Below are 11,629 nucleotides of genomic sequence, written 5' to 3'. Positions count from 1 at the left end.
ATGCGATCCCTCGTAGGAGCGGGTTTACCCGCGAAGAGGCCGGCACAGACACCAACAATTTTCAGTGCTGCTCGCCCGCCCGCTTCAACAGCTTCTTGCACCGATCCGACAAATGCACCACGCGCAAATGCTTGCCCGCCTTGGCATAGCGCTCGCGCAGGGTTTTCAGCGCCGCAACCGCCGAATAATCGACAAAGCTCAAATGCTGGCAATCCAGCGTGACCTGGGCCGGGTCCCCGGCCGTGTCGAACTGGTTGAGGAACGAGGTGGTCGAGGCGAAGAACAGCGTGCCATGTAACTGATAACGCTTGCCGCCCCCCGCGTCCTCATGGGTGTCGGCATACAGCTCGCGCGCATGCTGCCAGGCAAAGTTGAGCGCCGCGATGATGATACCGAACAGCACCGCCATGGCCAGGTCAGTGAACACCGTGACCACGGTCACCGCAATGATCGCCAGCACATCATTCACCGGCACCTTGTGCAACACCCGCAACGACGCCCAGGCAAAGGTCTGCTGGGCCACCACGAACATCACACCAACCAGCGCCGCCAGTGGAATACGCTCGATCAGCGGCGACAGGAACAGCACGAACAGCAGAATCATCACACCGGCCACTACGCCCGACAACCGGCCTCGGCCATTGGAGCTGAGGTTGATCACCGTCTGCCCGATCATCGCGCAGCCGCCCATGCCGCCGCAAAGGCCCGACACCATGTTCGCAGCGCCCAGTGCCACACACTCGCGGTCAGGGAAGCCACGGCTCTCGGTGATTTCATCGGTCAGGTTGAGGGTGAGCAGGGTTTCCAGCAGGCCGACCATGGCCATCAGCACCGCATAAGGAGCGATGATTTTCAGGGTTTCCAGATTCCAGGGCACATCCGGCAGGGCCAGCCCAGGCAGGCCACCGGCGATGTGCGCCATGTCGCCCAAGGTGCGGGTAGGCAGCCCGAGCAAGTACACCAACAGGCCGACACCGAGGATCGCCACCAGAGCCGGCGGCACCGCGCGGGTCAGTTTCGGCAGCACATAAACCACCGCCATGGTCAGCGCCACCAGGCCGACCATCAGGTACAGCGGCGTGCCAGTGAGCCAGTGTTCGCCGTCCTTGAAATGCTCCAGCTGAGCCATGGCGATGACGATGGCCAGACCGTTCACGAAGCCGAGCATGACCGGGTATGGCACCAGGCGCACCAGCTTGCCCAAGCGCAGCACGCCGAACAGGATCATGACCACGCCACCCAGCAGCACCGTCGCCAGCAGATACTGCGCGCCGTGCTGCACCACCAGCGCGACGATCACCACCGCCATCGAGCCGGCAGCGCCGGAGATCATCCCCGGCCGCCCGCCGAACAGCGCCGTCAGGGTACAAATGATGAACGCGCCATACAGGCCCATCAGCGGGTTGAGGTGGGCCACCAGGGCAAAGGCGATGCACTCGGGGACCAAGGCGAACGAGGTGGTGAGGCCGGCGAGCAGGTCGGCGCGTAGTCGGGCGGGCTTCATGGGCTTCCTGTGGTTAAGTCCGGAGGACGATTTAAAAACGAGGGGCGGGATGTTACGGAATTTGTCGGACAGCGGCCACCGCTCAACGTACACGTTCCAGGCTCTGCACGGCCAGGTCCAGCGCACGCTGCATGTCCAGGCGTGCCGAACGGCCCAGATCCGGGTCGTTCAGGCGGCCGGATCGGCGCCGTCAGGTCTTCGGCATCCATCGCTTCGAAATCCTGTTCGACGCCCAGGGTCAAGGCACTGCGCCGCAACAGCATGCGCACCTGTTCCGGGGTAAGTGCCGGGTTGATCGACAGCATCGTCGCCACAGTGGCAGTCACCAAGGGTGTTGCGTACGACGTGCCGCAATGCGCAGCCTCGGCTGACACTGGGCGTATGCAGGCAGCAGCACTGACATCCACGCGCATGTCGATGTTGGAACTGTGGCGCTTGCGTAGCCGCTCATCGCCAGCCCGGAGCGCACCAGCGAATCGACCTCATCGCCCTTCACATTGCGTGCCCCGACCCGGTGAATGCCCCAGCTCCAGTTCAACACCCGCTCACCGCAACGCTGCAGCTGCTTGATGCGCAGCGTGTCCGCTGCAGCCTGTGCACCAAGACTGCAAAGCCATAACAGCAAGATCAGGACACCGTTCATGCAATCACCCCACACGCTCCCTGTGAGTGCGACTTACGGGGCATCTCAAAGGTTCACCTGTGGCTGGCAACTGCCTGGTCGCGGGCGAGCCATTCGGCCATGGAAGTATCTTCCAACGCGTACTCGCCACGATTGGCTTTCCATACCAGCTCCTTGTCGCGCAGGGCATCAAGGGCCTTCTGTACGTTTGCCGTGTTGACGTTGGCTACCGCCTGGGCCTGCTCCAGCTTGCGGCTGACCTCTACCAGGGTTTGCTCGGTAAACGGGGAAAACGGCTGCCGGCCCAGCGTGCGCTCGGCCATGACCTCTAGCACTGCCTGCTGCAACGGCGTAAGTTCGTTCCAAGCGCTTTCGTAGTCACTCCACACCCCGGCTTGATGATTCAGCGCCCCATTGCGCAGCAGTTCACCCAGGTTGCCCGCCTCACCCAGGCCGACGCTAACTTCGGCCAACAGTTTGTTGAGCATTTCCGGGCGCCGGCCGACCAGTTCGAACGCGTATGCCAGGTCCTCTACCTTGAACTGGTTACTGTCGGCCAGGCGACGGTTCCACAGGGCGGTGATGAATTCGACATATTCACGCCCCAGCAACGGAAAGGGCGTGATGCTGGCACCAAAGAATGGCTGCTTGCTCTTGAGTACCAGGTTGGCCAGCTTGTCGCGACTAGAGCCCGTGAACACCAGGCGCAAGCCGTCTGGACGGTCGCCACGGTTAAGGTGGTCACGCGCGGCTTTCAGCGCGAACATCGCATTGAGGCCATCTTCACTGTTAAGGGCGTGCTGAGCCTCGTCGATGATCAGCACTACCAGCTGCCCTGACACTTGATGCAACACGGCAAGCGCCTGGGCCAAGGTAGTACCCGCCGGCAGTTGCGGGCGGGTGAAATCCCAGCTCAGGGTGCGCAGCAGGTTGACCTTGTCGATACCGGCCTTTTTCGCAGTCCTGGCCAGCGCACCTTCGAATCTGGCCAGCGCAGTACCGATGGCGCCACTGATGAGCTGCGCAGGGGCGGCGTCGCGATCCGACCACAGGTCGACGTAAACCGGTAGCCAACCGCGCTGTACGCATTCCGGTATGAAGTCGTTGTTGAGGAAGGTGCTCTTGCCCGTACGCCGGGGCGCGGCCAGGAACATGCCCGAGCTGTAATCGACCAACGACTCGCCGGCCAAGTCTTGGGCCAGTGCGTTGGCCAACTGATTACGGCGTAGGAGCGGGCGAACGGGAGACATGCAATTAACCTCAATTATCTTGCCTACTATAATTTATAGCCTACAAGATAAATCAGGATAATACGACCGTCTGCAACCGCGCCGGCGTGATCCGGATCCGGCAAAAAGTCAGCAAATTTGCCATCATGTTGGTTCCACCTGCGGAGATCATGGACATGCCGCTACGCCCCCTTTTCGCCTCCCTGTTGCTGGTTGCCAGCCTCACCACCCATGCCGCCACCGAGGTGGTGCCACTTCAGCATCGCAGCAGCGCCGAACTGCTGCCCGCCCTGCAGGCCTTCATCGGCAAGGACGGCACGATCAGCGCCTTCGAGAACAAACTGATCGTCAACGCCAGCCCCGAGCGCATCGACGACCTGCGCGCCCTGTTGCAACAACTGGATACCGCGCCCAAGCGCCTGCTGATCAGCGTCGACAACAACGATAGCAATTTCCAGGACAACCGCGGCAACGCACGCGTCATTCACTACGGCACCCGCAACCGCGATGGCGGGATACAGCAGGTACAAGCCAGCGAAGGGCAACCGGCACTGATCCAGGTGGGCCAGAGCATCCCCATTACCAGCACCAGCACAGACGGCTATGGGCGCATTCAGAGCAACACCGAATACCGCAACGTGACCCAAGGCTTCTACGTAACCCCGAGCCTGAGCGGCGAAACGGTTCGTCTGCAAATAAGCAGCAATAATGACCGCATCAGCCATGAACGTGCAGATGTAGTGAAAGTACAAAGTACCGACACGACAGTCACTGGCAAGCTCGGCGAGTGGATCACCCTGGCGGGGTTCAACCAGCAGAGCCAAGCCGACCGCAGCGCGTCAAGCCATACGTACAGCACCCAACGGGGTGAAAACATGACATTGCGTGTCAAAGTCGACCTTGTCGACTGATCCCAGGCAATTCAAGGCTTCGACCAAAGGCCTTGAAACTGACTGCCAAGTCGCATTAGACCAAAGATGTAGTAAGGACAAAAAAGCACTACAAAACATTTGACAGGGTCTTTTTCCCAAGGGCATGATGGCCTCGCTCCCGCTAATCAGGGGCCCTGGCAAGGGCCTTCGGGGCGCGCTCCTTCCACCCCAGGAGGCGCCTCGTGTCTATACGGCCCACAAGGCGGTTCGACGGGATTGCGACTGCAACGAAGAAGTTGTCCCGAGGGACGGAAGCGCATCACCGCAGTACTGGCAATCGCGTAGCACCGCAGCAAGGCAACCACGAGCCGACCTGCCGGAGCGCACCTTCGCCTGGCCTGCCCAACCTTCCCCTTCGAGCCTTCTCGTTCGCCGCCGCACCCCTGCGAACAGGACAGCCGCCAGGCACCTGATCTGCCCAGAGCATCAGCACAATTAACCCAAGATCGATGCGACGAGGTTTATTTCCATGGCACTGACACGCGAACAGCAAATTGCAGCCCTCGAGAAAGACTGGGCCGAGAACCCGCGCTGGAAAGGCGTGACCCGTACCTACACCGCCGCCGATGTCGTTCGCCTGCGTGGCTCCGTGCAACCTGAGCACACCTTTGCCCGTCAGGGTGCAGAAAAACTGTGGAAGCTGGTCACCGAAGGTGCCCACCCGTCCTTCCGCCCCGACAAAGATTTCGTCAACTGCATGGGCGCCCTGACTGGCGGCCAGGCTGTACAACAGGTCAAGGCCGGCATCCAGGCCATCTACCTGTCCGGCTGGCAGGTTGCCGCCGACAACAACTCGGCCGAGTCGATGTACCCTGACCAGTCGCTGTACCCGGTCGACTCGGTACCGACCGTGGTCAAACGCATCAACAACGCGTTCCGCCGCGCCGACCAGATCCAGTGGAAAGCCGGCAAGAACCCGGGCGACGAAGGTTACATCGACTACTTCGCGCCAATCGTGGCCGACGCCGAAGCCGGTTTCGGCGGCGTACTGAACGCCTACGAGCTGATGAAGAACATGATCGAAGCAGGCGCCGCCGGCGTGCACTTCGAAGACCAACTGGCCTCGGTAAAAAAATGCGGCCACATGGGTGGCAAGGTACTGGTACCCACCCAGGAAGCCGTACAGAAGCTGGTGGCTGCTCGCCTGGCCGCTGACGTATCGGGCGTACCGACCATCATCCTGGCCCGTACCGACGCCAACGCCGCCGACCTGCTGACCAGCGACTGCGACCCGTACGACCAGCCGTTCGTGATTGGCGAGCGCACCCGTGAAGGCTTCTACAAGGTCCGCGCCGGCCTCGACCAGGCCATTGCCCGCGGCCTGGCCTACGCCCCGTACGCCGACCTGATCTGGTGTGAAACTGCCAAGCCGGACCTGGACGAAGCCCGCCGCTTCGCCGAGGCGATCAAGAAGGAGTACCCGGACCAGATCCTGTCCTACAACTGCTCGCCTTCCTTCAACTGGAAGAAAAACCTGGACGACGCCACCATCGCCAAGTTCCAGCGCGAACTGTCGGCCATGGGTTACAAGCATCAGTTCATCACCCTGGCCGGCATCCACAACATGTGGCACGGCATGTTCAACCTGGCGCACGACTACGCCCGCAACGACATGACCGCCTACGTGAAGCTGCAGGAGCAGGAATTCGCTGACGCCAGCAAGGGCTACACCTTCGTGGCGCACCAGCAGGAAGTGGGCACTGGCTACTTCGACGACATGACCACCGTGATCCAGGGTGGCGCTTCGTCGGTGACTGCACTGACCGGTTCGACCGAAGAAGAGCAGTTCCACTGATAGTGGGTTGCCTTTGAACAAAGGCCCGGAGCTTGAGAAAGCTCCGGGCTTTTGTTTTGCCAATGCTTGTCGATACAAGCCATAGCGAAATCCATGATCAGGGCCATGCTTTCTCCGCAAAGACCACGGAAAACAGCCAGGGCTAATGGGCTCTTCTCATGCAGAGCCTAGTATTATTGCCAGTTTTTCAGTCCCACACCTTCTGAGAGGCTAGCGACTCCCCCAAACAGGAGTCGCATCATGCCAACCATCCTCAACGCTGGCGAGCTGGACCCAGCGTATGCGTCGCAAGGCCGTTTTTCGCACCCAAAGTACGACCATCTCGGCCCGATTGCGATAATCGAATCAACTCAAAAAACACTTATTTCCTCGGCGCCCCGAAACGCGACAGCCCTGAAGCTGCTATGCCTTGAGCCTGACGGTACGCTTGACCCCGAATTCGGTTCGCAAGGTGTCACAACGATCGAATATGAAGGTGCCCTGCGGGTCTTTCTGTCTGAGATCATTACGGATGAAGCTGGGCAAATATTTGTGGTAGGCGACTACAACTACGCCCCGAATTCATATCACCCCATCGTCGTTCGCTTGCACGCCAATGGAAAGCCCGACACCAGTTTTGGCGAGGACGGGAAGCCCTATCGGATTTATCCTTCGGTCAGCTCCACAACCAATGCCTGGCCGACCGATTTGGCATCGCCCACCAAGGACAGCAGTTCGTCTTCCCACGACAACGACGGCGCGGGCATACGGAACGGAGTGCTCTACTTCCGCTCGCGCGACCACATTGTTGCAATCACGCTGAAAGGGGACCTGGCTACCGACTTCAATGGCACAGGCTACTGGCGCGCTGCGCACGGCAACGACCCAGTACTGCTGGGGGCACTGGCACTGAATGAACATGGTATTTATGCGGCGTACGCGCCCTTACCTACTGAAGACTTCAAGAACCACGTCATCGTGACCCGCCTCGATGAGCACGCCAAGATCGACAGGACATTTGCCGACGGCGGTTATCTGCACCTGCATACGCCAGGCCACACGCTGCTTCCTGTGCTGCTCAAGCAGTCAACCTCCAATCATCACTTCGTGCTGGCGTGCCGCACCGACATCAACACTTACGATGAGGGTACCGCGCTCATGTCGTTTAACAGCGACGGCACGCTGAACAACGGTTTCAATGAAGGGAGACCCGTCATTGTCGAAAAGACCCCATCGGTAATGGCCTCCGCGTTAGATCTGTCCTTTGACGCAAGATCCGGCAACGCCGAGAAAATTTACCTGACCGTGCTTTATGAAAATGCAAAGCCAGAGGGCCATTTTGTCACTCTGCGCTTCAACAGCGACGGCAAACCTGATCATGATTATGGCGCCAGTGGCTGGGCCTTCGTCGGAGAGCGCGGGATGGCCTCATGGATCCGCTGCCAACGCAATGGTCAACCGCTTGTCGCCTGCAATCTCAAGCTTCCGACAGATACCAAAAACGGCCTCTACGTGGTACGCCTCGGCGCCTGAAACAAAAGCGGGGCCGATCGGCGACAAGGAAGAACAGTTCCACTGCTAGTGGGTTGCTGTAGAACAAAGGCCTGGTGCTTGTGAAAGCACTGGGCCTTTGTTTTTTTGGGGGGCTACCCATTGCCCAATCCCCTGAAATTTCTCGGCTACCTTGCCCGGCCCTTGTCTCACACTAATCAGCTTGACGCTTCAGGTGTTCTGCATCCGAATGCGTCTGGGCGACATGGTGCCTGTCACAAGGTTTGCGGTGCCGCGCGAGCGGCGCTCTCCCGCAGGCGCCGCATACCTGTCGCCAAACCTATGCCCCCCCTACAATCCAAAGGCATGACCAGCAAAACCCAGGATCAGGTCTATGCTTGAGGCAGCGCAGCAGCAAGGACCTCTGCCAAGCGACCTGATGATTCTCGCCCTGGCTGCCGCCGCTCTCTATATATACGCCCCGGCCATCAACACCACGCTCTGGCGCGCCTTGGCCTGCAACGGTTTGGCGGTGCTCGGTGCCGGCCTGCTCGTGAGCTCGGACAGCCTGATCGGCATCGAACGCATCGCCAGCCCGTTCGCCGCCGCACTGCACCTGATCATCCTCGCTTGCTGGCTAGACCAATGGGCCATCGCTTCATCAGTCGGTCATCGCTCCACCGATAAAGTATTGACCCAGAGCGGTGCGCGCAGTATCGAGAGCTGCTAGAACAAGCGTTTTTTGCATTTGCAAGTAGGGGGAGTCGCCAGATGAACTTTACAAGGCACAGAACAGGCAAATTCAAAGGCAGCAAGCCAAATGATATTAATTATCATTACGAAACTTGCAATTCGTTACCGTCCGCAAGAAACATAATTGACAAAACCGCGCGTAATGCCCGAATTTCAAGGCTCTCAGCCAGTTACGAAGGTTTTTTGTACTTAATCCTACGAATAAATTTGCGACAGAAATTTTACTTGCACCAGGTTTACCCATAAAATCAGCGGGATTGATTCGGCTGCGACATTTGGTCACTGCATGTGCGACGCCAAGTCGCCGCTCTACACTTATTTCAGACTGCAGAGCTGGGTCTCTGTATAAGGATCTCTAGCATGTCCGATTCGGCAGGACTCATCGCCCACAACTGGGGCTTTGCCATCTTCCTCCTGGGTGTCGTCGGCCTGTGCGCCTTCATGCTCGGCCTGTCCAGCCTGCTCGGTAGCAAGGCCTGGGGCCGCGCCAAGAACGAACCCTTCGAATCCGGCATGCTGCCCGTCGGCAGCGCTCGCCTGCGCCTGTCCGCCAAATTCTATCTGGTCGCGATGCTGTTCGTGATCTTCGATATCGAAGCCCTCTTTCTCTTTGCATGGTCTGTGTCCGTCCGCGAAAGCGGCTGGACCGGATTCGTCGAAGCACTCGTTTTCATAGCAATTCTGTTGGCAGGTCTTGTCTACCTATGGCGCGTCGGGGCACTTGATTGGGCTCCCGAAGGTCGCCGCAAGCGGCAAGCGAAGCTGAAACAATGAGGCTTTGGCATGCAATACAATCTCACCAGAATCGATCCGGATGCGCCCAACGAGCAGTACCCGGTCGGTGAACGGGAAACCGTCACCGATCAACTGCTTGAGGACCAGGTCCACAAGAACATCTTCATGGGTAAACTTGAAGATGTGCTGAGTGGTGCGGTCAACTGGGGTCGCAAGAACTCCCTCTGGCCGTACAACTTCGGCCTGTCCTGCTGCTACGTGGAAATGACCACGGCCTTCACGGCACCCCACGACATCGCCCGCTTCGGCGCCGAAGTCATCCGGGCCTCGCCGCGGCAGGCCGACTTCATGGTCATTGCCGGTACCTGTTTCGTGAAAATGGCGCCGATCATCCAGCGCCTGTACGAGCAGATGCTCGAACCGAAATGGGTCATTTCCATGGGTTCGTGCGCCAACTCCGGTGGTATGTACGACATCTACTCGGTCGTTCAGGGGGTCGACAAGTTCCTCCCCGTGGACGTCTATGTGCCTGGCTGCCCGCCACGCCCTGAGGCTTTCCTGCAAGGCTTGATGCTGCTGCAGGAGTCGATCGGCCAAGAACGACGCCCGCTTTCCTGGGTTGTTGGTGATCAAGGTATTTACCGTGCCGAGATGCCAGCCCAGAAAGACCTGCGTCGTGAGCAGCGCATTGCAGTAACCAACCTGCGCAGCCCCGACGAAGTCTGATCCAGCGACCTGCCGCCCGCTCCCGAAGGAGCCGGCGGCCTGGCTTCATTCTTAACGTTGACCCAAAGCGACCGAGACCATGACAGCGGACAACGCTATTTTTATTCCGCCCTACAAGGCTGACGACCAGGATGTGGTCGTCGAACTGAACAACCGTTTTGGCGCCGAAGCATTCGTCGCCCAGGAAACCCGCACCGGTATGCCCGTGTTGTGGGTAAAACGCGCCCAGCTCAAAGAGGTGCTCAGCTTCCTGCGCGGCGTCGCCAAGCCTTACAGCATGCTGTACGACCTGCATGGCGTCGACGAGCGCCTGCGCACCCAGCGCCGTGGCCTGCCAGCCGCCGATTTCAGCGTGTTCTACCACCTGTTGTCGATCGAGCGTAACAGCGACGTGATGATCAAGGTGTCGCTCAGCGAAGGCGACCTGAACCTGCCGACCGTGACGGGCATCTGGCCAAACGCCAACTGGTACGAGCGCGAAGTCTGGGACATGTTCGGCATCGACTTTGCCGGCCACCCGCACCTCAGCCGCATCATGATGCCGCCGACCTGGGAAGGTCACCCGCTGCGCAAGGACTACCCTGCCCGTGCGACCGAGTTCGACCCCTACAGCCTGACCCTGGCCAAGCAGCAGCTTGAAGAGGAGTCGGCACGCTTCAACCCGGAAGCCTGGGGCATGAAGCGTCAGGGTGCCAACGAGGACTACATGTTCCTCAACCTCGGCCCCAACCACCCTTCGGCGCACGGTGCGTTCCGTATCGTCCTGCAGCTGGACGGGGAAGAGATCGTCGACTGCGTACCGGACATCGGCTACCACCACCGTGGCGCCGAGAAAATGGCCGAGCGCCAGTCCTGGCACAGCTTCATCCCCTATACCGACCGTATCGATTACCTCGGCGGGGTGATGAACAACCTGCCGTACGTGCTTGCGGTCGAGAAGCTGGCGGGCATCCAGGTGCCGCAGAAGGTCGACGTGATTCGCATCATGCTGGCCGAGTTCTTCCGCATCACCAGCCACCTGCTGTTCCTGGGCACCTACATCCAGGACGTCGGCGCCATGACACCGGTGTTCTTCACCTTCACCGACCGCCAGCGCGCCTACACCGTGATCGAAGCGATCACCGGTTTCCGCCTGCACCCTGCCTGGTATCGCATCGGTGGCGTCGCCCACGACCTGCCACGCGGCTGGGACAAGCTGGTCAAGGACTTTGTCGAGTGGCTGCCCAAGCGTCTCGACGAATACACCAAGGCCGCCCTGCAAAACAGCATCCTCAAGGGTCGTACCATCGGCGTTGCCGCGTACAACACCAAGGAAGCGCTGGAATGGGGCACCACCGGTGCCGGCCTGCGCGCTACCGGTTGCAACTTCGACCTGCGTAAAGCCCGCCCTTACTCCGGCTACGAGAACTTCGAGTTCGAAGTACCGCTGGCCCACAACGGCGATGCCTACGATCGCTGCATGGTACGTGTCGAGGAGATGCGCCAGAGTATCCGCATCATCGACCAGTGCCTGCGCAACATGCCGGAAGGCCCGTACAAGGCGGATCACCCGCTGACCACGCCGCCGCCGAAAGAGCGCACGCTGCAGCACATCGAGACCCTGATCACGCACTTCCTGCAAGTCTCGTGGGGCCCGGTCATGCCGGCCAACGAGTCGTTCCAGATGATCGAGGCGACCAAGGGCATCAACAGTTACTACCTGACGAGCGATGGCGGCACCATGAGCTACCGCACCCGGATCCGTACCCCGAGCTACCCGCACCTGCAGCAGATCCCTTCGGTGATCAAAGGCAGCATGGTCGCCGACCTCATTGCGTATCTGGGCAGTATCGACTTCGTTATGGCTGACGTGGACCGCTAAGC

The 11,629-nt window shown here is 59.9% G+C and carries 8 protein-coding genes and 2 pseudogenes; 7 read left to right on the top strand and 3 right to left on the bottom strand.

The features are described from left to right. Positions 1-61: 61 nt before the first annotated feature. The 3 genes and pseudogenes from ACF8RA_RS12590 to ACF8RA_RS12580 form a co-directional block, all read right to left on the bottom strand. Complete coding sequence (locus tag ACF8RA_RS12590; RefSeq protein WP_021783216.1) at positions 62-1,504, bottom strand: SulP family inorganic anion transporter; 1,443 nt, start codon at positions 1,502-1,504, stop codon at positions 62-64. Positions 1,505-1,586: 82 nt separating this feature from the next. Then, positions 1,587-2,054: pseudogene (locus ACF8RA_RS12585) on the bottom strand (S8 family serine peptidase); the annotation flags it as partial. A 146-nt stretch (positions 2,055-2,200) separates the two neighbouring features. Beyond that, entirely contained in the window at positions 2,201-3,376 is a 1,176-nt protein-coding gene (locus ACF8RA_RS12580; RefSeq protein ID WP_209967153.1) for a hypothetical protein, read from the bottom strand. Between the two features lie 125 nt (positions 3,377-3,501). Between ACF8RA_RS12580 and ACF8RA_RS12575 the strand changes: the two genes are divergently transcribed. The 7 genes and pseudogenes from ACF8RA_RS12575 to nuoC all read left to right on the top strand — a co-directional run bounded on the left by ACF8RA_RS12575 (position 3,502) and on the right by nuoC (position 11,627). Beyond that, complete coding sequence (locus ACF8RA_RS12575; protein WP_392514234.1) at positions 3,502-4,266, top strand: secretin N-terminal domain-containing protein; 765 nt, start codon at positions 3,502-3,504, stop codon at positions 4,264-4,266. Between the two features lie 490 nt (positions 4,267-4,756). After that, on the top strand, positions 4,757-6,082 hold the full coding sequence (gene aceA, locus ACF8RA_RS12570; RefSeq protein ID WP_014590317.1) for an isocitrate lyase: 1,326 nt from the start codon (positions 4,757-4,759) through the stop codon (positions 6,080-6,082). 240 nt (positions 6,083-6,322) lie between these two features. Next, positions 6,323-7,594 (top strand): delta-60 repeat domain-containing protein, encoded by a 1,272-nt coding sequence (locus tag ACF8RA_RS12565; protein ID WP_176682217.1) that lies wholly within the window; start codon positions 6,323-6,325, stop codon positions 7,592-7,594. 430 nt (positions 7,595-8,024) lie between these two features. Next, positions 8,025-8,282, top strand: a pseudogene (locus ACF8RA_RS12560) (lysoplasmalogenase family protein); the annotation flags it as partial. 383 nt (positions 8,283-8,665) lie between these two features. Beyond that, a complete protein-coding gene (locus tag ACF8RA_RS12555) occupies positions 8,666-9,079 on the top strand; it encodes an NADH-quinone oxidoreductase subunit A (RefSeq protein ID WP_003251427.1) in 414 nt (137 codons plus the stop codon). Between the two features lie 9 nt (positions 9,080-9,088). Then, positions 9,089-9,766, top strand: a complete 678-nt coding sequence (locus tag ACF8RA_RS12550; RefSeq protein ID WP_176682215.1) for an NADH-quinone oxidoreductase subunit B family protein — start codon at positions 9,089-9,091, stop codon at positions 9,764-9,766. A 79-nt stretch (positions 9,767-9,845) separates the two neighbouring features. Beyond that, the gene (nuoC, locus tag ACF8RA_RS12545) at positions 9,846-11,627 is read left to right on the top strand and encodes an NADH-quinone oxidoreductase subunit C/D (RefSeq protein ID WP_021783221.1); all 1,782 of its coding nucleotides are present in this window, start codon (positions 9,846-9,848) and stop codon (positions 11,625-11,627) included. Positions 11,628-11,629: the final 2 nt, after the last annotated feature.

The organism is Pseudomonas sp. FYR_5, assembly GCF_043106315.1.
In the GTDB taxonomy this organism is placed as follows: Bacteria; Pseudomonadota; Gammaproteobacteria; order Pseudomonadales; family Pseudomonadaceae; genus Aquipseudomonas; species Aquipseudomonas putida_Y.
Note: the sequence above shows the minus strand (reverse complement) of the source record. Positions and strands in the feature narration are given on the sequence as shown.